28 protein-coding genes are annotated in these 22258 nt (G+C 51.6%); 18 read left to right on the forward strand and 10 right to left on the reverse strand.

The annotated features are described in order from the left end of the window. Positions 1–7: 7 nt before the first annotated feature. The 6 genes from F3F93_RS04350 to F3F93_RS04375 all read right to left on the reverse strand — a co-directional run bounded on the left by F3F93_RS04350 (position 8) and on the right by F3F93_RS04375 (position 4588). The gene (locus tag F3F93_RS04350) at positions 8–727 is read right to left on the reverse strand and encodes a pirin family protein (RefSeq protein ID WP_176957951.1); all 720 of its coding nucleotides are present in this window, start codon (positions 725–727) and stop codon (positions 8–10) included. Further along, the gene (locus F3F93_RS04355; protein ID WP_176957952.1) at positions 724–1680 is read right to left on the reverse strand and encodes a glutathione S-transferase family protein; all 957 of its coding nucleotides are present in this window, start codon (positions 1678–1680) and stop codon (positions 724–726) included. The genes F3F93_RS04350 and F3F93_RS04355 overlap by 4 nt, the downstream gene beginning before the upstream one ends. Continuing rightward, a complete protein-coding gene (locus tag F3F93_RS04360; RefSeq protein ID WP_176957953.1) occupies positions 1680–2753 on the reverse strand; it encodes an alkene reductase in 1074 nt (357 codons plus the stop codon). Before F3F93_RS04360 ends, F3F93_RS04355 begins: the two co-directional genes overlap by 1 nt. After that, positions 2750–3364 carry a nitroreductase family protein gene (locus F3F93_RS04365; RefSeq protein ID WP_176957954.1) on the reverse strand — a complete coding sequence of 205 codons (615 nt, stop codon included), beginning with the start codon at positions 3362–3364 and terminating at the stop codon, positions 2750–2752. Before F3F93_RS04365 ends, F3F93_RS04360 begins: the two co-directional genes overlap by 4 nt. A gap of 75 nt (positions 3365–3439) precedes the next feature. After that, positions 3440–4024: a YceI family protein gene (locus F3F93_RS04370; protein ID WP_176957955.1), complete on the reverse strand. Its 585-nt coding sequence runs from the start codon at positions 4022–4024 to the stop codon at positions 3440–3442. Between the two features lie 15 nt (positions 4025–4039). After that, positions 4040–4588 (reverse strand): cytochrome b/b6 domain-containing protein, encoded by a 549-nt coding sequence (locus tag F3F93_RS04375; protein WP_176957956.1) that lies wholly within the window; start codon positions 4586–4588, stop codon positions 4040–4042. A 124-nt stretch (positions 4589–4712) separates the two neighbouring features. On the opposite strand from F3F93_RS04375, the gene F3F93_RS04380 reads away from it, so the two are divergent. Beyond that, positions 4713–5591 carry a LysR family transcriptional regulator gene (locus F3F93_RS04380; protein ID WP_176957957.1) on the forward strand — a complete coding sequence of 293 codons (879 nt, stop codon included), beginning with the start codon at positions 4713–4715 and terminating at the stop codon, positions 5589–5591. Between the two features lie 19 nt (positions 5592–5610). On the opposite strand, the gene msrA is transcribed toward F3F93_RS04380, so the two are convergent. Further along, the gene (msrA, locus tag F3F93_RS04385) at positions 5611–6123 is read right to left on the reverse strand and encodes a peptide-methionine (S)-S-oxide reductase MsrA (protein ID WP_176957958.1); all 513 of its coding nucleotides are present in this window, start codon (positions 6121–6123) and stop codon (positions 5611–5613) included. Between the two features lie 244 nt (positions 6124–6367). Between msrA and F3F93_RS04390 the strand changes: the two genes are divergently transcribed. From F3F93_RS04390 to F3F93_RS04405, 4 genes are all read left to right on the forward strand, one after another. After that, on the forward strand, positions 6368–6610 hold the full coding sequence (locus F3F93_RS04390) for an AtpZ/AtpI family protein (protein WP_176957959.1): 243 nt from the start codon (positions 6368–6370) through the stop codon (positions 6608–6610). A gap of 7 nt (positions 6611–6617) precedes the next feature. Next, the gene (locus F3F93_RS04395) at positions 6618–7343 is read left to right on the forward strand and encodes a F0F1 ATP synthase subunit A (protein ID WP_206675370.1); all 726 of its coding nucleotides are present in this window, start codon (positions 6618–6620) and stop codon (positions 7341–7343) included. Between the two features lie 53 nt (positions 7344–7396). Next, positions 7397–7624, forward strand: a complete 228-nt coding sequence (atpE, locus tag F3F93_RS04400) for an ATP synthase F0 subunit C (protein WP_176957961.1) — start codon at positions 7397–7399, stop codon at positions 7622–7624. A gap of 83 nt (positions 7625–7707) precedes the next feature. Next, positions 7708–8220 (forward strand): ATP synthase F0 subunit B, encoded by a 513-nt coding sequence (locus tag F3F93_RS04405; RefSeq protein ID WP_176957962.1) that lies wholly within the window; start codon positions 7708–7710, stop codon positions 8218–8220. Here F3F93_RS04405 and F3F93_RS04410 read toward each other — a convergent pair. Continuing rightward, positions 8217–8576, reverse strand: coding sequence for a hypothetical protein (locus tag F3F93_RS04410; protein WP_176957963.1), 360 nt, complete (start codon positions 8574–8576; stop codon positions 8217–8219). The genes F3F93_RS04405 and F3F93_RS04410 overlap by 4 nt on opposite strands. After that, positions 8569–9588 carry a zinc-dependent alcohol dehydrogenase family protein gene (locus F3F93_RS04415; protein ID WP_176957964.1) on the reverse strand — a complete coding sequence of 340 codons (1020 nt, stop codon included), beginning with the start codon at positions 9586–9588 and terminating at the stop codon, positions 8569–8571. The genes F3F93_RS04410 and F3F93_RS04415 overlap by 8 nt, the downstream gene beginning before the upstream one ends. Before the next feature lie 135 nt (positions 9589–9723). Between F3F93_RS04415 and cimA the strand changes: the two genes are divergently transcribed. After that, positions 9724–11337: a citramalate synthase gene (gene cimA, locus F3F93_RS04420; RefSeq protein WP_176957965.1), complete on the forward strand. Its 1614-nt coding sequence runs from the start codon at positions 9724–9726 to the stop codon at positions 11335–11337. Positions 11338–11387: 50 nt separating this feature from the next. Further along, positions 11388–11660, forward strand: a complete 273-nt coding sequence (locus tag F3F93_RS04425; RefSeq protein WP_176958057.1) for a 4a-hydroxytetrahydrobiopterin dehydratase — start codon at positions 11388–11390, stop codon at positions 11658–11660. A gap of 209 nt (positions 11661–11869) precedes the next feature. Here the strand turns inward: F3F93_RS04425 and F3F93_RS04430 are convergent, their stop codons facing one another. Further along, positions 11870–14302 carry a PBP1A family penicillin-binding protein gene (locus tag F3F93_RS04430; RefSeq protein WP_241696966.1) on the reverse strand — a complete coding sequence of 811 codons (2433 nt, stop codon included), beginning with the start codon at positions 14300–14302 and terminating at the stop codon, positions 11870–11872. 40 nt (positions 14303–14342) lie between these two features. Here F3F93_RS04430 and F3F93_RS04435 point away from each other — a divergent pair, with 40 nt between their 5' ends. The 11 genes from F3F93_RS04435 (at position 14343) to pilO (ending at position 22239) form a co-directional block, all read left to right on the forward strand. Beyond that, on the forward strand, positions 14343–14768 hold the full coding sequence (locus F3F93_RS04435) for a GspH/FimT family pseudopilin (RefSeq protein ID WP_241696967.1): 426 nt from the start codon (positions 14343–14345) through the stop codon (positions 14766–14768). A gap of 2 nt (positions 14769–14770) precedes the next feature. After that, positions 14771–15289 (forward strand): prepilin-type N-terminal cleavage/methylation domain-containing protein, encoded by a 519-nt coding sequence (locus F3F93_RS04440; RefSeq protein WP_241696968.1) that lies wholly within the window; start codon positions 14771–14773, stop codon positions 15287–15289. After that, on the forward strand, positions 15289–15843 hold the full coding sequence (locus tag F3F93_RS04445) for a prepilin-type N-terminal cleavage/methylation domain-containing protein (protein ID WP_176957968.1): 555 nt from the start codon (positions 15289–15291) through the stop codon (positions 15841–15843). The genes F3F93_RS04440 and F3F93_RS04445 overlap by 1 nt, the downstream gene beginning before the upstream one ends. 13 nt (positions 15844–15856) lie before the next feature. Beyond that, entirely contained in the window at positions 15857–16828 is a 972-nt protein-coding gene (locus F3F93_RS04450) for a hypothetical protein (RefSeq protein WP_206675371.1), read from the forward strand. 112 nt (positions 16829–16940) lie between these two features. Further along, positions 16941–17531 carry a hypothetical protein gene (locus F3F93_RS04455; protein WP_176957970.1) on the forward strand — a complete coding sequence of 197 codons (591 nt, stop codon included), beginning with the start codon at positions 16941–16943 and terminating at the stop codon, positions 17529–17531. A gap of 231 nt (positions 17532–17762) precedes the next feature. Then, positions 17763–18434: a hypothetical protein gene (locus tag F3F93_RS04460; RefSeq protein WP_176957971.1), complete on the forward strand. Its 672-nt coding sequence runs from the start codon at positions 17763–17765 to the stop codon at positions 18432–18434. A gap of 76 nt (positions 18435–18510) precedes the next feature. After that, a complete protein-coding gene (locus F3F93_RS04465; RefSeq protein WP_176957972.1) occupies positions 18511–18846 on the forward strand; it encodes a hypothetical protein in 336 nt (111 codons plus the stop codon). 100 nt (positions 18847–18946) lie between these two features. Continuing rightward, positions 18947–19777, forward strand: coding sequence for a hypothetical protein (locus tag F3F93_RS04470; protein ID WP_176957973.1), 831 nt, complete (start codon positions 18947–18949; stop codon positions 19775–19777). Between the two features lie 178 nt (positions 19778–19955). Continuing rightward, on the forward strand, positions 19956–21038 hold the full coding sequence (gene pilM / locus F3F93_RS04475; RefSeq protein ID WP_176957974.1) for a type IV pilus assembly protein PilM: 1083 nt from the start codon (positions 19956–19958) through the stop codon (positions 21036–21038). Next, positions 21035–21625, forward strand: coding sequence for a PilN domain-containing protein (locus tag F3F93_RS04480; protein WP_176957975.1), 591 nt, complete (start codon positions 21035–21037; stop codon positions 21623–21625). The genes pilM and F3F93_RS04480 overlap by 4 nt, the downstream gene beginning before the upstream one ends. Then, the gene (pilO, locus tag F3F93_RS04485) at positions 21625–22239 is read left to right on the forward strand and encodes a type 4a pilus biogenesis protein PilO (protein WP_176957976.1); all 615 of its coding nucleotides are present in this window, start codon (positions 21625–21627) and stop codon (positions 22237–22239) included. Before F3F93_RS04480 ends, pilO begins: the two co-directional genes overlap by 1 nt. The last annotated feature ends 19 nt before the right edge of the window (positions 22240–22258 follow it).

The raw sequence follows: 22258 nt of genomic DNA on the forward strand, positions 1-22258 counted from the left end.
TTACCTCCTAATCTACAAACGGGCCGTGCTGGTAGATCGGCTCATGATGTGGCTTGCCAAAACACCACATCAACCTGGCGCCTGCTTCACTGGTGATTTCAATGTGCGATTCATCCTCGATAAATGCAGCTGCACCGTAGCCAAGTTGATTACCATTGATGCGTGTTTCACCCTGCACAGCATAGATGAATCCACGAAAACCGGAAGGCAGGGCGCGCTGTAACTTCGTATCGCCAGCCATGCGAATCTCCAGATATTCAACATCTGTATGCAGAGATATGGCACCGGAATCACCCACGATGGTTCGGACGGTTACCCCGTTCTCAGTAAGCTCCGGAATTTCATCGCGCTGAACCTGCTGATAGGCGGGGGGCAGAGATTTAAGCTGCTGCGGCAGATTGATCCAGAGCTGGATGCCGTGGGCGCGGCCATCGGGGAATTCGGAGTGCACAATGCCGGAACCGGCCGTAAATCGTTGTGCACCACCGCCATGAATGGTGCCAACATTGCCCAGATTGTCGGCGTGGTTCATGCCGCCATCAAAGAGATAGGTGATCGCCTCAAAACCACGATGCGGATGATCAGGGAATCCACCACCTGAGATATCGAAGTGATCCCAGAGCACAAAGGGATCGAAATTGCGCAGCCCGCCAACCGGCATCAGCCGTTTAACGGTAACGCCATCGCCTTCAGGTACGGTAATGGCTGAATGAATAGAGATACTCATGATTTGAATCGAGCTCTGTCGTGTGGTGCGGTAAAATCATCAGCAGGGCCTTTGGGTACAATGCGGGTTGGATTGATCGATGCATGCGAGTAGTAGTAATGCGCTTTAATATGCTCAAAGTTCACCGTTTCCGCGATACCCGGCTGTTGATAGAGGTCACGCAGGTAGCCCGAGAGGTTGGGCATATCAGCGATACGGTTACGGTTGCATTTGAAATGGCCGACATAGACCGCATCAAAGCGAATCAATGTGGTGAAGAGCCACCAGTCAGCCTCAGTGATCTGGTCGCCAACCAGATAACGTTGTCCTGACAGTCTCTCTTCAACCTTGTCGAGTGCAGCGAAGAGATTGTCGAAGGCCTCTTCATAGGGCTCTTGTTTGGTGGCAAAGCCGCATTTGTAGACGCCGTTGTTGATGCCGGGATAAACGAATGCATTGATCTCATCAATCTCTGAACGCAGTGCTTCAGGGTAGTAGTCATCGCTATTGCCGGTCAGTCCATTAAAGGCGGAGTTGAAGATGCGGATAATCTCTGCTGATTCATTGCAGACGATACGCTCCTCTTTTTTGTCCCAGAAGATCGGAACGGTGACCCGCCCGGTATAGTGAGGATCGGCTCTGCCGTAGAGTTGATGCGCGTGGGTGAAACCGTAGAGCGGTTCTGGTTCTGAAAACTGCCAGCCCTGATCGAGCATGTGCGGCTGTACGATGGTGACCGGAATGATCTCCTCTAAGCCTTTAAGTTTTCTGAAAATCAGGGCTCTGTGTGCCCACGGGCAGGCCAGTGATACATAGAGGTGATAGCGATCTCTCTCTGCCTTGAGATCATATTCTCCGGTCTCCTCCGAGGTGGAGGGGCAGTGGAATTTCGAAGGAGCACGATGAAACTTGCCATCCTTTGAGGCCCATTTGCCATCATCTTGTTCCCATCTGCCATCAATCATCATGCCCATTATTCAGCTTCCAGCGCCGGATAGTCGGTGTATCCGTGTTCATCACCACCGTAGAACGTGGCTTGATCCGGAGTGTTCAGTGCTGCATCGGTTCGGAAACGCTCAGGAAGATCAGGGTTGGCCAGAAATGGAACACCGAAAGCGATCATATCAGCCCGTTTCCCGGCAATGCTCTGGTTGCCCCGGTGTTTGTCATAACCGCCATTGGCGATATAGAGGCCATCAAAGCGATCACGCAGCTGCTGCATATCAAATTCAGGATCGGATTGTCCTGTCATATCCACCTCCACAACATGCAGATAGGCCAGTCCCAAGCCCGAGAGGCTGCTTGCCACATGATTAAATGTGCTCTGGGGATCGGAGTCGGAGATGTCGTTAAAGGCATTGATCGGAGAGAGGCGCACGCCAACCTTGTGGAAACCGATTTCATCACCAACTGCGGCAACGATTTGCAGCAGCAGGCGTGTTCGATTCTCCGGTGAACCTCCGTACTGATCCGTGCGCTTATTACTGCCATCACGAATGAACTGGTCGATCAGATAGCCATTGGCGGCATGGATCTCTACGCCATCAAAACCAGCCTCTTTGGCACAGGCTGCCGCATGGCGGTACTGTTCGATAATGCCGGGAATCTCTTCGCTTGATAGTGCGCGCGGTTCAACAAAGGGCTGCATACCCTCATAGGTGACCGCTTCACCAGCCGGTTTGATCGCGGATGGAGCAACGGGAAGTTCACCATTGTGGAAGCTGGGGTGGGAGATGCGGCCACAGTGCCAGAGCTGGGCAAAGATAGTGCCGCCTTGTGCATGCACGGCAGCGGTGACCTGCTTCCAGCCATCGATCTGCTGCACGGAGTAGATACCCGGTGTAGCCGGATATCCGACACCCTGCTCTGAGATCTGCGTGCCTTCAGTGATAATCAGTCCGGCGCTGCTCCGCTGTGAATAGTATTTTGCCATCATCGCATTGGCGAGAGATCCGGGAGCTCGGTTACGTGTCAGCGGTGCCATCACCATGCGGTTGTTCAGTGTATGACCTGCCAGTGCTATGGGTGATAAAAGATCCCTGTTCATATCTGCTCCTCGCTGTTCCAGCTTCTGTTCCATGTGGTGAATGCAATCTCACTGATCGGTTTTCGTTTGCGCGGAGTGGTTTCAGTGGTCCGAAACCCCTCATCCAGCGTTTCAATCGCTCCCGGATAACCGACGGCCGTGACACTCATGGGCGTGAAATCATCAGTAATATTGAATGTGGCAACCGCTGCAGCCGGGTCAAAGCCACCCATAGAGTGGGTGATCAGGCCGGTGGAGGTGGCCTGCAGAGCCAGTGCCATCATCGCCTGGCCGGTATCGTACTGACCCCAGCGGTTGGGTTTACCATTTTGTGAGAAGTTGTTGGCAGCGCAGGCCAGAATCAGCACGGGTGCATGTTGTGCCCATAGCTGATTCTTCTCTGCCAGCGTGGCCAGCATCTGCTGCCAGCCATTCGGGTTGGATGCTTTCTCCGCCACAATAAAGCGCCACGGCTCATCACCGAAACAGGAGGAGGACCAGCGTGCTGCTTCTATGCAGGAGAGCAGCTTTTCAGTTTCAACGCACCTCTCCTGATCAAAAGCGCGTGGACTCCAGCGGCTTGCAATGATCGGGTGGATATCACTTTCGATATCTGTCCTGTTTTGACTCATCGGCTGATCTCCTTGGGGTGTTGTTAAAAAAGGCCGGGGGCGAGGGGAGGGGAGAGTCCCCGGCCTGCAGAGAGCTTACTGACGGACGCCTTCAATAGAGAAGAATAGCTCTACATTTTCAGCTACCGGGCCGAGCATGCCGCCTTTGAGCATGTTGTAGTCGGAGAGGTGTAGTGTGGTTGAGCCTTCAAAGCCGCGACGGAAACCGCCCCATGGGTCAGAGCCTGCGCCGATCTGTTTGACATCAAATGCTATCGCTTTGGTGACCCCACGCAGGGTGAAGTTGCCTGTCAGAACTGCGGTGCCATCACCTTTGTCTTCAAAGCCGGTGCTGGTAAATGTGGCTTTCGGGAATTTGGCGACATCAAAAAAGTCAGCGCTGCGCAGATGTTTGTCACGCTCAGCGTGGTTGGAGTCGACACTTGCCACATCGATATCAACAGTGACGCTGTTGTTTGCAGGATTGGCTTCATCATAGCTGTATGAGCCGTTAAATGTGTTGAAGTTACCGATCAGCCAGCTGTAACCCAGATGTTTAACCTTAAACTGGATAAAGGCGTGCTGGCCTTTGATATCAAAGGCGTAGTTTTCAGTGGCCTGTGCAGCGGTGGTAATACCAAGTGCCAGAATCAGTGATGTGAGCAGGTGTTTCATTTTCATATGGTTGTTCTCCTTTTAGGTTTTTTTGTTGATGCCAAGCATGCGTAACAGGGTGTTATCTTTGTCAATAAAGTGGTGTTTCAGGGCAGCGCCTGCATGTGCAGCAGCAAGTCCAATCACAGCCCAGGCGACATACAGGTGAATCAGACCGATCAGATCCGCCTGCTCTTTGGTGAATGAGAAGCTGGCGGGCACAGTGAACCATCCGAATATGCTGATGCCTACACCTTCTGCAGTAGGGATCAGATAGCCTGTGATGGTGATGGCAAACAGCAGTAGATAGTGGCTACGGTGTACCAGCAGTGCTACGAACCGCTCCCATGTTTCACCCATCAGATTCGGCCGTTTGTTGGTCAGGCGCCAGATGAATCGGAAGATGAGCAGGAAGAGTAGCAGCATGCCCACTGCTTTGTGGATATAGGGTGCATCGTGATACCAGCTGTCATAATAGTTCAGTTCCACCATCCAGAGGCCGAGTGCGAACATGGCGAAGATGGCAATGGCCATCGACCAGTGCATAAGGATGGCAATCAGGCCGTATGATGTAGATGAGTTGCGTAACACGTCCTTCTGCCTCCTTTACACCTGTTTATTTAGCGTAGTGCAATTCTTGCGAGGTTGATGATTTAATAAAAGCATAAACAATTGATGGTCTTGATTAATAAATCGAATCATTCATGCTTGGCTTATGACACTGGATCAGTTGCGCGCCTTGTGTGCTGTTGTGGAGAAGGGCGGTTTTCATGCCGCCTCCCAATCTCTTTTTCGCAGCCAGTCGGCGATCAGTATTGCCATCAAGAATCTGGAACAGGAGCTCGGCATCTCCCTGTTTGATCGCAAAGATTATCGACCGGTTCTGACCCCGCAGGGGCAGGTGCTCTACGGCAAAGCCAAAAGTATTCTCTCCCGCAGTGAAGACTTCTCCAGTACAGCCCGTCATTTTGCTGAGGGGGAGGAGACAGAGGTCTCCATTGCCCTTGGTGCTATCGCGCCGGTTGAGGAGGTGTTGTCGGTGATCAGAGAGGTCTCTGAATCGGCACCCGCCACGCGCATGAGTCTGCAGATTGAGAATATGGGCGGCACGCTGGAGCGGTTGCTGGAGAAGGATGTCGATTTCGCTATAGCAGAGCGCTTCATGCCAATTGCCAATACCGAGGAGGTGCGCCTCACCTCAACCGAGATGGTCAGTGTCATCTCTGCCGATTTCCCTTTGGCGACCCGACACCCGGCCATTACGAAATCTGATCTGGAACACTGTGTGCAGGTGGTGGTGCGTGATACCAGTCGCAATCAACCCAAGCAGACAGCCGGTGTTCTGGAGGGTGTGCACCAGTGGCTGGTCAATGATTTCGATATGAAGAAACGCATGATTCTCTCCGGTGCAGGCTGGGGTCGTATGCCGCTTCACCGTGTTGCCGAAGAGCTGGCTGATGGTCGCTTGTTGGCACTTTCGGGCAAAGAGCTTGATCCGCTGAAAATTGATATCTATCTGTTCAGACGAATCAATGAGCCGATAGGGCCGATCGGTGAACGGCTCTGGCAACTGCTGCAGAGGTGTAAATATTGATGAATCCGGATTAAACGGTTTAGCTCTTATTGCTCAGGCGCTTCGGCAATACCCAGTTTGCCCGTGGGTAGTGGCAGGTGTAACCGCCGGGATAGCGTTGCAGGTAATCCTGATGTTCCGCTTCCGCCTCCCAGAATTCACCTGCAGGTTCGACCTCTGTAACGACTTTACCGGGCCACAGGCCACTGGTATCGACATCGGCAATGGTGTCGAGGGCGACCTCTTTCTGTATTTCATTCAGATAGTAGATGGCTGAGCGATAGGAGGAGCCTCTGTCGTTACCCTGACGATTCGGTGTGGTTGGATCATGAATCTGAAAGAAGAGTTCGAGTAGCTTGCGGTAGGAGATCAGCTCAGGATCGAAGATGATCTCAATAGCTTCGGCATGTGAACCATGATTGCGATAGGTGGCATATTTAACGTCACCACCTGTATAACCCACACGTGTGGATGTCACTCCTTTAAGTTTACGGATCAGATCCTGCATGCCCCAGAAGCAGCCTCCGGCCAGAATTGCGCGTTCAAGTTGCATGACAATGCCTCCAAATGCTCTTCAATCGTTGTGATCTTGCTCTGTTGATCTCACTTATCCAGCAGCGGTTTAATGGGTTAGACGATGCTGCAGGTAACAGATTACAGATCGGTTGATATTTCTCTACCTCCACCTCTGATATGGGCACAAGAATTGCTCGCAAAACAGATGTGGTACTTACCGTTTTGATTCGCTTTGTGTTACACTAGCACTGTCGTACAGGGATATATGATGAGGAAAAAATATGCCCAAGCTGAAACAGGAAGAGCATCACCACGGCCATCAGTGGGGATTGAGAGTAGGGACCGAAATCGTTGCCTCAACGATGATCGGATTGGGTATCGGCTTTTTTCTTGATCGCTGGCTGGATACGCGTCCGATTTTTCTCATCGTGTTTGCTATCTTTGGACTGGCTGCGGGTTTTCTCAATCTCTATCAGTTGATGGTCGTCGACCTGCAGGATAAGAACGACGCTGGAGAGCCCTGATATGGACATGAGCGGGCCACTGCAGCATTTCAGGGTGATCATCTATCACGATCTTCATCTTGGCCCCGTTGATCTCTCGATATCCAATACCGCAGTCTATATGTGGGTGGCCGTTATCGTGATTGTGCTTGGACTTCATCTGATGATGCGTAGGCCACAACTGGTGCCCGGCATGGGGCAGCTGATTGCTGAGTTGCTTTACGACTTTGTGGCGCGTCAGACACGCTTGAATATTCATGGTGAAGGGGAGAGGTATATTCCGCTGATGTTTACCCTCTTTACCTTTATCCTCGGCTGTAATCTGGTGGGCCTGATCCCCGGAGCCTTTACCCCGACCTCACAGCTGGCGGTTACCGGCACACTTGCCATCGGCATCTTTCTCTATGCTGCGGGATTACGCTTTTATCGCCATGGCTGGGGGTTCTTTCACGCTTTTGCTCCGCAAGGGGTGCCCAAAATCATGCTGCCGTTGATGGTACCCATTGAGCTTCTCTCATTTTTTGCCCGGCCGGTCACGTTGGCTTTGAGGTTGTTTGCCAATATGACTGCTGGGCATATGGCGCTCGGCGTGCTTGCGGTGCTAGGTTTGGCTGCTCCGTGGTTTTTGCAGTGGTTGCCACTTGGTTTTACCGTGATTCAGATTGGCCTAGAGGTGATTATCGCCTTTATTCAGGCCTATATATTTGTGGTGTTATCATGTGTCTATATTGATGATGCACTGGCGGAACATTAATGGTTTATGCTTTAATTGAGTACAAAACGATCAGGTATAACTAGGAGGGCTTCATGGAAGTTGCAGCAATGATTCCGATTGGTATGGGATTGGCCGCGTTGGGTATGGCAGGTGCTGCTATCGGTATCGGCATGATCTTCAGCAAGATGATCGAGGCGGTTGCCAGACAACCGGAAGCCGAGCCGACACTGGCCAAATATGCCTGGATCGGCTTTGCACTGGTTGAAACCATCGCACTCTATGCGCTGGTGATTGCCTTTATCATTATGGGGCAAGGTTAGCGCTGGTTTTGACTCAGGAGAGTCACGGCCTCAGCATTGGGCAACAGACCATCTGCCGCACTATTTTTTAAACAGGAAGCTTCATGCCACAATTTGATACCACATTTTTCTCTTCACAGATTTTCTGGACGATCATCTCATTTGTTGTGCTCTACGTGGTGCTTGGTAAATGGATTTTGCCACGCATTGCCAACACATTGAATCAGCGTACCCAGTTGATTAAGGATGAGATTGACGCCGCCCGCCATCAGCGTGAAGAGGTGGAGGAGATTAAGCTCGATTATGCAGAGAAGCTTGCCCATATCGATGATGAGGCGAAAAAGCTGTTTGAGGAGTCAGAGCGACGGATTATTGAACGGCGTGGGAAGTTGATGGACGAGTGGAAAGTAGAGATGGAGCGTAAAACAAGAGACTTTCACGAAGAGGCCGAGGCGGCTCGCCTGAAGGCGATCAGTGATATTCGTGCCCAGTCAGCTGATCTGATTGTTGATGCTGCAGAGAAGGTGATTCATCAGCGCATCGATAAGCGGGAGGCGCAGATCGCTCTGGAAGAGGCTATTGAAGCGTTAGAAAAGAAGCCTGAAAAAAGAGGTTAACTCTCCTCCAGATACATCGGTTTGTTATCCAGCAGAGCCAGCCAGCCTTTGGCGATACGATAGATCACCCAGACAGCGGTACCCATCAGAATGAAGTAGCCGATGCCCATAATCAGGGTAATGCCACCTAGCAGAAGCCACAGAGATCCGAACCAGAAGGTTCTGATCTGCCAGCGGAAATGAGATGCGATCCATGTATTTTCCACATCACCCTTTTTCACATAATTCACTACTGCGGCGGCGATGAAGGTGACAGCCAGCAGAAAGGCTGCGGCCTGCAGTGCATAGACAATCGTCGCACTGCGTTTGGCTGATGTGATGGATGGATCATCTACGATTTCCGTCTGTTTACGCATCTTCTTCACCATCCATATGCTGTACTTCCAGCACCACTTTGCCACTCATGCCGCCTGCTTCAATCAGGCGGTGTGCATCAGCCGCCTGCTCCAGAGGCAAGGTCTCGGAGACAAATATTGAGAGCTGCTGCTGATCAAAGAACTGAGCGCACTGCTCAAGAATATCACTGTGATGTTCTGCCGCCTCATTCAGGCCGAGCAGCATCGGGGTGAGCATCAGCTCCTGAGAGATGCGGATATTGCGCAGGCGAATGGTTTTCCAGTCGGCATCTGCAGGAACCTGCAGGATGGTGACGATATCACCATAGACTGCGGTGGCGGCAACAAGCTGATTGAAGGCATCACCACCGACGGTATCAAAGGCGACATCCACGCCGGCATTGTCAGTCCAGTCCAGCAGTGCCTGCGTGATATTTTCATTGCGGTAGTTGATTGCCAGATCTGCACCGAGCTGTTTGACCAGAGCGGCTTTTTCATCAGAGCTGACTGTGGTTGCCACTTCACAGCCGGCCAGTTTGGCCAACTGGATGGCGACATGACCAACGCCACCTGCACCGGCATGGATGAACACCTTCTGGTCTGAGTTGATGCGGGCGCGATCAAAGAGTGCTTCCCAGGCTGTGATCAGCACCAGCGGTGCCGCTGCGGCATCGATAAAGTCGAGACAGTCAGGTTTCATCGCCACGTAGGCTTCGGGAACAGCAATATATTCTGCGTAGTTGCCCGCCTTCTGACCAAGGCCTCCATAGCAGTAGTAGACCGGGTCGCCGGGTTCAAAGCGGGTTACATCGGCACCCACCGCCTCAACGATGCCGGCACCGTCACAACCGAGAATGGCAGGTAGCTCGCCGGCCATGAAGAGGCCGTTGCTGCGCACTTTGGTATCGACCGGATTAATGCCGGCAGCGATAACCTGAACCAGAATTTCATTGGCAGCACATGCCGGTTTTTCAGCTTCGCCTACCAGCAATTGATCCGCATTGCCCGCTTCCTGCATGAATACTGCCCGCATGATTTCTCTCCTCTTCAGTGGTGATCTGTGATGTACAAATTCCAGCATAGTTCGCTGAATATGGAAAGCCACTGACATTTGATCACGGCAGGTCTAAAATTGCGCCTCCCTCCATTGCAGGTAAAGGCGCTATACATGAAAGCTTCTCAGCAGGTAGAACTCTTCGACACTACACTTCGCGACGGCGCCCAGACGGCAGGCATCGCTTTTTCCGTTGAGGATAAGATGCGCATTGCCAATCGCCTTGCCGACTTCGGCATCGACTGGATTGAGGGTGGCTGGCCGGGAGCCAGTCCCAAGGATGATCTCTTCTTTGAACAGATGCGGCAGCGCGACTGGCCCAACAGCGCTCTGGTGGCCTTCGGGTCAACCGGCAGGCCGGGCCATGCGGCAGAGAAAGATCACGGACTGAACAATCTTGTGGCATCAGGTGCAGACGCGGTCTGCATCTTCGGTAAAAGCTGGGATATCCACGCCACCAAAGCACTCGGCATTACGCTGCAGGAGAATCTGCAGCTGGTTTCAGGCTCTGTGGCCTATCTGAAACAGCATATTGATACAGTGATGTTCGACGCAGAGCACTTTTTCGACGGTTATACCGCCAACCCTGAGTATGCGATGCAGGTGCTGCAGGCCGCGGCTGATGGCGGGGCGGATGCGCTGATTCTCTGTGATACCAATGGTGGCTCTGTCTCATCACGGGTGTTTGATGTGGTGCGGGAGGTGGTCACGCGTTTTCCGGACAAGGTGATCGGAATTCATGCCCATAATGACTGTGAGCTGGCTGTATCCAACAGTGTGGCCGCCGTGCAGGCCGGAGCCCGGCAGGTGCAGGGGACTATCAACGGCATCGGTGAACGCTGTGGTAATGCCAATCTGATCTCGGTGATTCCCATTCTGAAACTTAAGCTGAATATCGATTGTGATGTCTCTGATGATGAGCTGAAACAGCTTTTTTCACTCTCCAGTTTTGTCAACGAGATGGCCAATCGTCTGCCCTGGAAGCATCAACCGTTTATTGGTCAGAATGCCTTTGCCCATAAGGGTGGCATTCATGTCTCTGCGATCCGCAAGCTGAGTAGCCTTTATGAACATATTGATCCGGGCTTGGTGGGTAACGAGCAGCGTATCATGGTTTCTGATCAGGCCGGACGCAGTAATATATTGAGTAAAATGCAGCTTCTTGAGCCGGAGGCGGGGCTGGCAGATGATGATCCGGTTGTGGCTGAGGCGGTAAAACGTATCAAGGAGCTGGAGGCGGCCGGTTACGCTTTTGAGGGGGCCGATGCCTCATTCCAGCTGCTGCTGCGCCGTGCGATGGGTCGTTTTAAACGCCACTTTGAGCTGGTGCGTTTTCGTGTTTATGATGAGAAGCGCGGGCATCATGACGCGCCTGAGGCGGAGGCTACGGTGCAGGTGCGAGTGGGGGGTAAACTGGTGCACGCTGCTGCCCTTGGTAACGGCCCGGTCAATGCGATGGATAAAGCGATCAGAGCCGCACTGGTTGATGCCTATCCGGGACTGAGTTCGATGCAGCTGAGTGATTTTAAGGTGCGTGTACTATCCACCAAACAGGCAACCGAGGCGATGGTGCGTGTATTGATCGAATCGAGTGACGGTCATCGCAAGTGGAGTACAGTGGGAGTGTCCACCGATGTGCTGGAGGCGGCCTATCGGGCGCTCAATGATGCCATTGAGTACAAGCTGGTGATTGATCAGGTGCCGCCGCCTGATGAGCTGGGCGCTTGAAGCGACTGCAGGATAAACGCTGCCTGCCCTGTCAGGGTGGCGTCGCCCCTATGGGCAGAGAAGAGGCCGAGCTGTTGTTGATTGATATTCCCGGCTGGCAGCTCTCTGATGATGCCAGGCAGCTGCGCCGCTCCTTTACCTTTAAAACCTTTGTCGATGCGCAGCTGTTTGCAGCGACGGTGGGTGAACTCTCAGAGGAGGAGGGGCATCACCCCGACATCGCTTATGGCTGGGGTTACTGCACCATTACCTTCTATACCCATAAAATCGGCGGCCTGCATGAGAATGATTTTATCATGGCCGCGAAGGTGAACAGCCTCTAGGGAAACTCTGAACAAGTCAGCGTATCCGAGCAGGCCCTGCCAACATCATGCACTCTCAGTGCTTGATGTTGTGTGCAAAGGAAAGTGAGCCTCCACCAAGGGATATTCTCTCGCGCAAGAAGGGCGATTCACCTGATGCCCTGGGGGGCAAAAGTGAATCGGATTTCATTAAGAACTATCGCGCAATGGGATCCCATTGCTTGCTGGTGTTACAGGCCTAAGCCGAAGAAGCCGGTATCCTCTTTGGGAGCCTGATTCTGCTCAGTCGCACTTCCCTCTAAAGCAGGTGTCTCTTCAGTCGGTGCCGTTCCTCTGCGGAATGCTTCCAGAAATACCTCTTCACTATCCGGTCCGGGCAACAGTCCGGTTTTATCATCAATGACCACCCACTCGATGCCTTCAGGCGGGGTGAAGTCGACGACCGGGCGCCCTTTGTGGAAGGCCTGCATCGACTCTAACCATGTTGGCAGTGCAGCTCTGGCACCGGTTTCACGACGGCCCATCGGTGTGGGTGTGTCTCGACCAGACCAGACGCCGGTGAGCACCTGTGGTGTATAACCCATAAACCAGGCATCAACCTGATTGTTGGTAGTGCCGGTTTTACCTGCGGCCGGACGATTCAGGGCACGGGCGCGCTGGCCGGTGCCGCGTTCGATAACACCCTTCATGATATTGGTGATCAGAAAGCTGTCGACAGGATCGAGGGCGCGTTGAGCCGGGCGCATACTGTCGCTGGCTGACATGACAGGATCAACATGGCAGACCTGACAGCGGTTACCCGAGACCGAACGGTGCAGGGTATTGCCTGTACGATCCTGCACCTGCTGAATAGAGACAGGTGTCCACTTCTGCCCCTGATCAGCCATGACGGCGTAGGAGTTGGTGAGCGCCTCAAGGGAGACTTCGGTTGCACCGAGTGCAAGCGCCAGCTGGGGCGGGAACTTTCGCTCCAGCGGGTAGAGTTCGAGATCATTGAGGAAACGTCTGATGCCGACATTCTGCAATACCTTGATGGAGGCGAGATTGCGTGAATGCTCCAGTGCGTTGCGCAGTGGGACGGGGCCGGCAAATTTGTCTTTATAGTTTTCAGGACGCCAGAACTCATCGCTGGTATCGCTGTCGAATACCACCGGTGTATCCATGACAATCGTTGCCGGGGTTGAACCGCTGGTCAGCGCAGAGGTGTAGAGAAACGGTTTAAATGCACTGCCCGGCTGACGCATCGCCTGATGCACGCGATCAAAGCCTGCGGTCTGGTAATCATAGCCGCCGACACGTGCCAGCACGGTGCCACGTTCCATGTCGATGGCGTAGAGTGCGGATTCAATCGATGGTTCCTGGGCCAGGCGAACGCCCTGCCTGGCTGTTCCCTGCAGGCGGATCTCATCACCCTTGATCCAGCTGCGCGGACGCTTTTTCAGCTCAGCGAGCTGTTCTTCAGTTGCACCCTCTTTTTCATATTCCGAAATCGGCTTCCAGTTCCAGTTTGGTTTGCTTAGCTGCCAGAGGTTTCTGCCATCATTAACAGTCAAATCACCATTGCGCGCCATCTTGGTTACCAGCGCCGGGATAATTTCATCAGTGGCCGGAGCAACGGGTTTGCCCTCGCGAGCTTTATGCCAGGCTTCCAGTAGTGTTATCCATGTTTCAGATGGATGGTTGACCGGGTAACGGTAGTATTGGCGCTGTTCGATATCCAGTGCGCCGTGACGCACTGCGCGGATGGCAGCATTCTGCGCGTTGGGATCAAACGGTACGACGATGGTCAGCCCCTGCCTGCGCAGGGTTTTCAGGCCGAAACGTTCAGTCAGCTGGCGCAGTACCAGATCGGCATAAGCGTCATTGAGCTTGGGGTCGTCCAGGTCGGCAACAAGCATCGGTTCGCGGCTAGCCAGCTCAACCTCATGTTCAGTGGCAAAACCGCTGTTCTGCATTAGCTGCAGTACGGTGTTACGCCGTTGCGTCGCTTTTTCAGGATTGATGTGCGGCGCATATTTTCCAGGAGATTTCGGCATGCCTGCAATAGTGGCGCACTCGGCCAGAGTCAGCTCATTCAGCGGCTTGTGAAAGTAGCGCCATGCAGCAGAGGCGACGCCATAAGAGCCGCGTCCGAGATAGATCTGATTCAGGTAGAGGTAGAGGATATCATCTTTGGAGAACGATTTTTCAATGCGATAGGCGAGGATCGCTTCACGGATTTTGCGGGTGTAAGAGCGTTCTGAGGTGAGCAGGAAGTTTTTTGCCACCTGCTGGGTAATGGTTGAGCCGCCCTGTACGGTGTGGCCAGCACGCAGGTTGGCCAGTGCAGCCGAGAGAATGCGGGCAGGATTGATGCCGGGGTGTTCGTAAAACTGCTGATCCTCAGCAGCAAGGAATGCTTTGGTGAGGGTGTCCGGAATCTCATCAAATGGCGTCAGGATGCGGTGCTCGTCGGCATACTCGGCAATCAGTTCACCGTCACTGTTATAGACGCGGGAGACCAGTGGCGGTTGATAGTCGGAAAGAGCGGATAGTTCAGGCAGGTTGCTGGAGAAGAGAAGATAACCTATCGTAATGCCCATCACAGCCAGCAGACTTAAGGAGACTAGTATTTTCGCGATAATGGATAGGATGCGCATTAACCCGAATTCAAGCGGAAGCATGGGGCTCAGGCAAGCCGGAGTTTTTACACCGGCCTTATCCTTGTCAGAACAGCGCGGTTTCACGCTGATCGAAGTGATGATTGTGATTGTCATCATTGGTGTGATGACCACGATAGCGATTCCCGCTTTTTCAGATTGGCGAGACAGGCAGGCGGTTCGCAGTGCGACGCAAACGTTGATGTCTCACCTGAAACAGGCGCGGGTGACCGCCGTAGCAGAGAACAGGAGTGTGACCATTGATTTCACCTCAACCACAGCTTACACCTATGACACTGGCGCTTGTGGCACCTGTCGAAACCTGCAAATGGATTTAACCCAGTTTGGCGGCGTGGCTTTTTCTGCACTTCCGACTGATCGGACATTCAACAGTCGGGGAACAGTGAATTTTGGTAACATGACTCTGCAGGCTGGTTCAGCCAGCACACAAATTACTGTAAATATTGTCGGCAGGGCATTCATCCAATGATATTGAATAATATATATTCTGAAAGGGGTTTTACGCTGATTGAGATTCTTGTGGCGCTGGTCATTGTCTCAGTTGGCGTACTGGCACTCGGGGGCTTTGGTGTATCCATTATGGGTAGCGGCCAGGTCTCACGGGAGCGGCTGACAGCAGTGCATCTGGCTGAGCAGGTCCTGGAGTTCTGGCAGAATGATGTAAATGATCGGCCGCCGAATATTAATGTGGCCACATGTGGATTAACTGCTCTGGGAGCCGATCCGGCAGGGTATCCTGTTACCGTCACCTGTACGCCGGATGCAGGTATCGGCATAAGCTACACCATTGCCGCAAACAGATCCGTTGCTCAGGCACCCTTGCCATCAGCGCCAAACAACAGTTTTGGCATTGCCAACACTAATGCGGGTTCGTCTGTGAGGAATATGGTTGGTACCATTACCCCGTGGACTAAGGTGGTGACTGTAACCTGGTCAAATAAAGGGAACTCACGATCCGTGTTCCTCACCCATATGACGAAGATGCCATGATGAATGATCGCGTTGATACGGCTTTGCCGGATGAAAGGGGTTTCACCCTGATTGAGATGTTGATCGGTATGGCGATGGGGCTGATTATCCTTGCCGGCCTAACCACGATGTTTGTCTCCATGAACGACGCTTCGCGAGCCGTAACAACAAGAGGGGAGCGCATGGCAGACCTCTATCTTGTCTCGCATCTGATGCAGGCGGAGTTAAGGGGGGGGAAGGATATCTGCTGGGATGGCACGAACAATCAAATTATCTATCAGCCCTTGGATAGTACGGTTGCTCTGGGGGTCTGTGATACAGTGGACGCTTCCAACGGCGCTTTTCGCATGAATGCTGCCAATGTGGGAGGGGGCAAGCCAACCCCCTATATTTGCTGGGATCAGCCGAATGTCGGCGGAGGTTGTCAGGAGTTGATCCGGGATATGAATGCAACGGGGTTAACTGCCTCGAGTGCTACCGGCATATGGGTTGTGACGCTGGTTGCCGACTACCTTAATGAGAACAAGCAGACCAGAGAATTGAGCCTGCAGTTTAATACATGGCCGAGGAACTAATATGATCTCCACAGTGAATCATCAGAAGGGTTTTGTTCTTATTACTTCCCTGATCATGTTAAGTCTTCTGACGCTCATGTCTCTGGCCATGTTCTTTACCGGCCGCACGGCTACGCAGACCAGTGCCTCTGCACAGAGCTCAACTGAAGCCTACTATTATGCCGAAACGGCGATCAACTATATCAACTGGGCATTTCACAATGATGCTGATTTTGATAACGCCACCTACGCTGCGGGTGGCTACAGGCATTTGGCCTTTGGTGATCCAGTGCCACCTGCAGCCGATACTGCCGGTGATATGAGTGAGATGAACGCCTACCTTTCAGATCCAGGGCCAACTGCAATCAGTGATACAGATGCAGCAGGATTGGCAGGCCAGATCATGTATTTTGACAATACACCTCTGGCTAACCGCGCTATATGTTTTAACTCTGAACCTGATCCCGGAGCGGGGGTGGCTCTAACCTATCCGAACTGTATCAATGTGCAGCTGGCCCCCACGGATTCTAGGCTCATTGCAGCACAGCCTACGATGTTTAATGTCAGTACGAGTCTGCCGCGTTATCTCAAGCTTGATATCGCTGCTGATGGTACAATCACAGCAACGATTCCACAGCTTCCACACCGGAGTCCGACTACTGCCACTGTTGGCCCGATTGTTGGCGAAGATATCCCCGATAATGGAGCCATTGTCTGGCTTACAGCCGCGGATAAAAATGATATCGATTCCGATATAGAGATTTTTCCTCTCCAGCCTGGAGCAGGAGCATCGGCGGTTGATGCCTGTACATCACTTGGCGGAGGATGTCCTTGTAACGCAGCCGCTTCTACGGCTAATTCGAGGGCATGTGATGCCAATTCAGGGCTGTGGCTGGATGGGCAAGTTGTCGCTGGCGCATGGGACCCTCCATACAAGGTGGCAGCTTATGCTATCGGTTATGTGAATGGTGCGCCTACCCATCTGATTCGTGCTATTATCTATTAGATTTGATTCTTGATAGGGTTATTAATGCGTCATTCTGCCGCAATTTAATTCTAGTGAATTTGACCACAGCGTAAAAACAGAGATACTCGCTTTTTTTTGAGGTGACAGGTTTATGAAAAAGACAATTCTATTTAGCGCATTTGCTGCGATCTTTATGCTGGTTGCAGTTGGCCACCAAGGTGGCTCTGTGACGTTTGATGTTCCAGCTGCAGTTGCTGGCGATGATGACAGCAAGTCAAAGTCCAAGAGTGATGATGACGATAAGTCAAAGTCCAAGAGTGATGATGACGATAAGTCAAAGTCCAAGAGCGATGATGACGATAAGTCAAAGTCCAAGAGTGATGATGACGATAAGTCAAAGTCCAAGAGTGATGATGACGATAAGTCAAAGTCAAAAAGTGACGAAGACGATTCTGATGGAACATACAGCGAATTGTCCGATGATGAAGATTCGGAGCATGGGGACTCTACAAGTGGTGGTTCCAAGGTCTCTGTTTGCCACGATGGATCAACGTTGTCGGTAGGCGCTTCCTCTGAAAGTGCTCATCTTGCTCATGGGGACACTGCCGGCGCGTGTGTTGTAGCTTCTTCTTGTGACTGTCCTCCAGGCATTACAGCGTGTACCTGTGCGGATGGTAGTGATGGAAGCCCTTCAGCTGCTTTGCCTACTGCCGCAGGACCTGTTCAGCATCGCTCATATTAATAAATAAGCGTCGCAGCTCTCGAAAGCCGGCATCTCTAAAGGATGTCGGCTTTTTTTATTTAAGTTGCGCCAAATCTGACCGATATTTACCCTGATGGTTGTGAAAGTTGCACCTGTGATATTTTAGAGAAACAGAAGAAAATGTGATCTGCGTCGCATTATTGGGCGGTTTCCAGATGGATAGTGTGTTCAATGGCGGAGTAGCCATTTAGAGGTTAAGAGGAGAAGGATATGAAGAACAGTGTATTGGTTATTTTCTTTGCAGCGCTGCTGACGTTTGCGTTCAGTAGTGAGACGGGAACATTTAGTATAGGTGTTTCATCTGCAGATGCGAAGTCGGACAGCAGCTCCAAGTCAGACAGCAAGTCCAAGTCAGACAGCAAGTCCAAGTCAGACAGCAAGTCCAAGTCAGACAGCAAGTCCAAGTCAGACAGCAAGTCCAAGTCAGACAGCAAGTCCAAGTCGGACAGCAAGTCCAAGTCGGACAGCAAGTCCAAGTCGGACAGCAAGTCCAAGTCAGACAGCAAGTCCAAGTCGGACAGCAAGTCCAAGTCGGACAGCAAGTCCAAGTCGGACAGCAAGTCCAAGTCGGACAGCAAGTCCAAGTCGGACAGCAGCTCTAAAGATAAAGAGAAAAAAGTGACTATCTGTCATTTCCCTCCGGGAAATCCTGAAAACATGCAGACACTCTCTGTTGGAGAGTCTGCTGTTGCAGCTCATCTCTCTGAGCATGGTGATTACCTGGGTGAATGTGTTGATCCTGATGCCGGAGGTGCTCCGAGTTGTGATTGTCCTCCAGGCGTAGCTGCATGTGTCTGTGCTGATGGTACACCCGGAAACGTTGGTGGAGCAGCAGCTTCTCCATCATCCTCATCATCACATCGCGAGGTTATGGGCCAGTAAGGCTCTATCGGTAAGCAGTCCAGCGGCGTCTCTCCCTGAAAAGGGTTAGGCGCCGTTTTTATTTGTGGAGTGAGATATGAAACGTAATCTGTTGGTGGCTATTTTTTCAGGCATGTTGATGTTTGCTTTTGGTGCTCAGGCAGGTGTTTTTTCTGATGATGTGTCGGCTGCATATGCGAAGAAAGAGAAATCAGGAGATAAAGATAGTAAATCTTCTGAAGATAACAAAGTGACACTGTGCCATGCACCTCCGGGTAATCCGGAAAATCTGCAGACGCTCTCTGTTGCTGAGGGGGCTGTTGGGGCTCACCTTGCCCATGGAGATCTTCTGGGAGCTTGTCCTGTCGTGGAACCGCCTGATAGTGTGAAACCTGCAAAGGTTAATTCGCAGCGAAGTGTTTATGGGCAGTAGTGTTTAAATCATGATGCGAATGGCGCCTGATGGATGGGCGCCATTTTTGTAAGATGACTTTTTACTGGTATGGTATTCTGAACTGATGAAGGAGATGTTGATGGCAAGTGAATCAGGCCAACTGGTGTTGAATACAGATCGTTTAAGCTGGCATGTTCTGGTTTTTCTTGTTGCTATTGAATTGCTGCTAGTGTTGCTCGATATCGTAATTAATTACGCCGAAGTGATTGAATATACCTCGATTCACCGGATTTTTAACATTGCCCGTGAAGATGGTCTGGCTGGCTGGTTTATGGCCTCGCAAACGCTGGTGGCGGCACTGGTGTTGTGGTTTCTCTACTGGCTTAGTCGCACTCATGATGGTGCTACGGCCCTTCAGCGCAGGGGCTGGCTGGTGTTGGCGCTGTTTTTTACCTATATGTCAGCAGATGATGGGGCACTGATTCATGAGCGACTGGGCACCATGTTTGAAGAGATCGGTGCTGAAGCAGGTAAAAGCGGTGATGTTGGTCTGCTCTCACAGTGGCTGGATATGTTTCCCAGTTATGAGTGGCAGTTTTTACTACCGTTTTTTGCGGCTGTCGGGCTGTATATGCTCCACTTTCTCTGGAGAGTCCTTGGGGTGGGGCGGCCACTGTTGATGGTGTTGGCTGCATTCTCCTGTCTTGCCCTGGCAGTTGTGCTCGATTTTATAGAGGGCGTGCCAAAAGAGCATGCGCTAAACCTCTATAGCTGGATCAAGCAGGTCTGGTTACTCGAGGATTATACGGTTGATCATTTTGCCAAATCTCTGGAGGAGTTTCTTGAGATGCTTGGTATCAGTCTGTTTCTATCGGTTTTTGTAGCTCAGGCCGGTCGTGCCCATAATGATTCACTTGTGTTGCAGTTGGCCTCTTCGGATCAATTGGATAGGGTTAAACGGGCGAATTGATGTATCTGGCATCCCAGGGGCTGAAAGTACCTTAAAAGCTGACGTGGTGGCGTGATACTTGCTATGATTTGAGAGTGTTGAGCCAGCTCACTTTGCCGTGAACTGGCTTGACTTTATTGCTTATAATAAGGTACTTTGCACGAGTATGTGCCAGTAAAGCATAAGCTATGGAGGGTAAGTGTCCTTTTTTTCGAGCAGATCTGAAGGGATCATGGGTGTGGATATCAGCTCGACCGGAATCAAACTGGTTGAGTTGTCGCGTTCCCGCTCTGGTTATGAGTTGGTCTCCCTGGCAACGATTCCTCTGCCTCGCGATGCGATCGTTGAGAATACAATCATTGACTCATCTGCTGTTACGCAGGCGTTGATTGAGGCGGTCAATGCTGCCAAAACATCCACTAAAAATGTCGCTTTGGCGGTCTCTGGTAACGCTGTAATTATCAAAACCATTACTATTCCGACAGTTAGTGAGTTCGAGCTTGAGGCGCAGATTCAGTATGAAGCCGACCAACATGTCCCTTATGATATCGATGATGTGTTTCTCGACTTTTTCATTCAGGGCATGACGGCCGATGATCCGGAGCATATGGATGTGGTGCTGGCCGCCTGTAAACGCGAAGTTGTCGAAGATTACCAGATGGTGCTTGCTGAGGCAGGCTTAACAGCAAAGTGTGTTGATTGTGCTGTGTTTGCGCTGGAAAATGGTGCTGAAGTCACAGAGCAACATAACCTTCCCCATGGTGGAGAGCAGTTATTGGCTGATGAGGATGCAGATGTTCATGCGCTGATTAATATCGGTGCGAATATGATGAATATCAATGTGTTGATTAATGGTCAGATGGCATTTGTGCGCGATCAGTTTTATGGTGGTCAAAACCTGACTGAAGAGATTCAGAAAGAGCATGACATCAGTTATCAGGCAGCCGAACAGTTAAAAACAGATGATTTTGACAGCATCCATCCGGAGGCTCTGGAGCGTTTTTACATGGGTTTAACCTCTGAGTTGGTGCGTTCACTCGATTTCTATTCTGCAAGTCGGGCTGAATTCCCTGTGCGTAAGCTTCTGCTCTCCGGTGGCTGTGCTCTGATCCCCAATATTGCGACCGAACTTGAGCAGCGACTGGGTATTGATACAGCTATTCTCAATCCATTTGAGAACATTAAAATTCCAGCGAAAAAGTTTGATGAACAGCATATCAGGCGAATTGGCCCTATGTTGATGATACCCATTGGGCTTGCGATGCGGAGTTTTGATTCATGATTCGCATTAATCTGATTCCCTACCGCGATGCCAGACGTCAGCAGCAGATTGTGCAGCATCTTAGCATCTTCTTTGCTGTGGTTATTGTTGCTGTATTGCTTGCTATGGGCGCCCATACGACTGCTTCGATGCAGCTCTCCGACCTCAAAGAGGAGACGCTTCGTGTGCAGCAGCAGAATGCTGAACTGAAGAAGAAGATCGGTAAAATTGAAAATTTGGCTAACCTGCGCGGTGACGTGGAACGCAAGCTGGATATTGTCGACAGGCTGCAGGAGGGGCGTTTCCGCTCACTGAAAACACTGCATGAGATTGCTCAGGTGATTCCAGATAATGTCTGGATCAAGTCTGTAAAAGATAAAGGCGATACCATTGAGCTCTCGGGCCTTGGTGAAAGCAATAAGGCGGTTGCCAATTTCATGCGCAAACTGGATCACTCTCCGCTGTTTTCAAATATCCAGTTGCTGGTCATCAGTCGCATCACAGTTGATGGCTTGCCGGTTAGAAAGTTTAGTCTGAACATGGATCGCATTGATGCGTTGCCGGATCGCAAGAAAGATAGTGCTGCGGCTAAAGGGGGTAAGGGCTGATGTTTGATTCCCTGAAAGAGTCCCTCTACGAAGGACTTCGCCCTATTCTGCCGTTGCCGGCATGGCAGAAATTGTTGACGCTGGTTGTTACCTTTGTGGTGATCACCGGAGCGTATGTTTATCTGGGCTGGATGCCCCTGCAGGAGGAGATTACCCAGCAGGAGTCTCAGGTTGAGATGCAGAAAATGCGGCTGGTCAAAAACCAGCGTCTGGCGCATGACCTGCCACGCAAACAGAAAGAGTATGCCAAGCTTGAGAAGCAGTTGAAGGTAGCGCTGAATATGCTTCCCAAGAAATCACAGATTCCGGATCTCTTGGAAAACGTTTCGTGGGCAGGGAAGGACTCCGGCCTTGAATTCAAGCAGTTCAAGCCGGGTCGGGAAGTTGCCAGACAGATCTATGCCGAGGTGCCTGTTGATCTGGATGTGACAGGAAGTTTCCGTCAGTTGCTGACCTTTTTAAAAAGGGTGGGCGAGATGCCACGTATTGTGGATATCAAGGGACTTACCCTGTCAGAGGCGAAAGATAATGAACTGAATGTAAAAGGGCAGGCGGTCACCTACAGGTTTGTGGAAGAGAAACCCGCCAGCGCGAGTAAGGGGCGGCGCAAATAATGCGTATTTTGGCCGGGAG

The organism is Mariprofundus sp. KV (genome assembly GCF_013387475.1).
Lineage (GTDB): Bacteria > Pseudomonadota > Zetaproteobacteria > Mariprofundales > Mariprofundaceae > Mariprofundus.

What these genes read in the sequence shown, in the direction of transcription:
- F3F93_RS04395 (WP_206675370.1), top strand. Translation starts at nt 6,618, where the DNA reads ATGAGCGGGCCACTGCAGCATTTCAGGGTGATCATCTATCACGATCTT.
- F3F93_RS04390 (WP_176957959.1), top strand. Translation starts at nt 6,368, where the DNA reads ATGCCCAAGCTGAAACAGGAAGAGCATCACCACGGCCATCAGTGGGGA.
- F3F93_RS04460 (WP_176957971.1), top strand. Translation starts at nt 17,763, where the DNA reads ATGAAGAACAGTGTATTGGTTATTTTCTTTGCAGCGCTGCTGACGTTT.
- F3F93_RS04415 (WP_176957964.1), bottom strand. Translation starts at nt 9,588, where the DNA reads ATGCGGGCAGTATTCATGCAGGAAGCGGGCAATGCGGATCAATTGCTG.
- cimA (WP_176957965.1), top strand. Translation starts at nt 9,724, where the DNA reads ATGAAAGCTTCTCAGCAGGTAGAACTCTTCGACACTACACTTCGCGAC.
- atpE (WP_176957961.1), top strand. Translation starts at nt 7,397, where the DNA reads ATGGAAGTTGCAGCAATGATTCCGATTGGTATGGGATTGGCCGCGTTG.
- F3F93_RS04470 (WP_176957973.1), top strand. Translation starts at nt 18,947, where the DNA reads ATGGCAAGTGAATCAGGCCAACTGGTGTTGAATACAGATCGTTTAAGC.
- pilO (WP_176957976.1), top strand. Translation starts at nt 21,625, where the DNA reads ATGTTTGATTCCCTGAAAGAGTCCCTCTACGAAGGACTTCGCCCTATT.
- F3F93_RS04455 (WP_176957970.1), top strand. Translation starts at nt 16,941, where the DNA reads ATGAAAAAGACAATTCTATTTAGCGCATTTGCTGCGATCTTTATGCTG.
- F3F93_RS04365 (WP_176957954.1), bottom strand. Translation starts at nt 3,364, where the DNA reads ATGAGTCAAAACAGGACAGATATCGAAAGTGATATCCACCCGATCATT.
- F3F93_RS04370 (WP_176957955.1), bottom strand. Translation starts at nt 4,024, where the DNA reads ATGAAAATGAAACACCTGCTCACATCACTGATTCTGGCACTTGGTATT.
- F3F93_RS04380 (WP_176957957.1), top strand. Translation starts at nt 4,713, where the DNA reads ATGACACTGGATCAGTTGCGCGCCTTGTGTGCTGTTGTGGAGAAGGGC.
- F3F93_RS04445 (WP_176957968.1), top strand. Translation starts at nt 15,289, where the DNA reads ATGAATGATCGCGTTGATACGGCTTTGCCGGATGAAAGGGGTTTCACC.
- F3F93_RS04360 (WP_176957953.1), bottom strand. Translation starts at nt 2,753, where the DNA reads ATGAACAGGGATCTTTTATCACCCATAGCACTGGCAGGTCATACACTG.
- F3F93_RS04350 (WP_176957951.1), bottom strand. Translation starts at nt 727, where the DNA reads ATGAGTATCTCTATTCATTCAGCCATTACCGTACCTGAAGGCGATGGC.
- F3F93_RS04430 (WP_241696966.1), bottom strand. Translation starts at nt 14,302, where the DNA reads ATGCTTCCGCTTGAATTCGGGTTAATGCGCATCCTATCCATTATCGCG.
- F3F93_RS04465 (WP_176957972.1), top strand. Translation starts at nt 18,511, where the DNA reads ATGAAACGTAATCTGTTGGTGGCTATTTTTTCAGGCATGTTGATGTTT.
- F3F93_RS04480 (WP_176957975.1), top strand. Translation starts at nt 21,035, where the DNA reads ATGATTCGCATTAATCTGATTCCCTACCGCGATGCCAGACGTCAGCAG.
- F3F93_RS04425 (WP_176958057.1), top strand. Translation starts at nt 11,388, where the DNA reads ATGGGCAGAGAAGAGGCCGAGCTGTTGTTGATTGATATTCCCGGCTGG.
- F3F93_RS04355 (WP_176957952.1), bottom strand. Translation starts at nt 1,680, where the DNA reads ATGGGCATGATGATTGATGGCAGATGGGAACAAGATGATGGCAAATGG.
- msrA (WP_176957958.1), bottom strand. Translation starts at nt 6,123, where the DNA reads ATGCAACTTGAACGCGCAATTCTGGCCGGAGGCTGCTTCTGGGGCATG.
- F3F93_RS04405 (WP_176957962.1), top strand. Translation starts at nt 7,708, where the DNA reads ATGCCACAATTTGATACCACATTTTTCTCTTCACAGATTTTCTGGACG.
- F3F93_RS04410 (WP_176957963.1), bottom strand. Translation starts at nt 8,576, where the DNA reads ATGCGTAAACAGACGGAAATCGTAGATGATCCATCCATCACATCAGCC.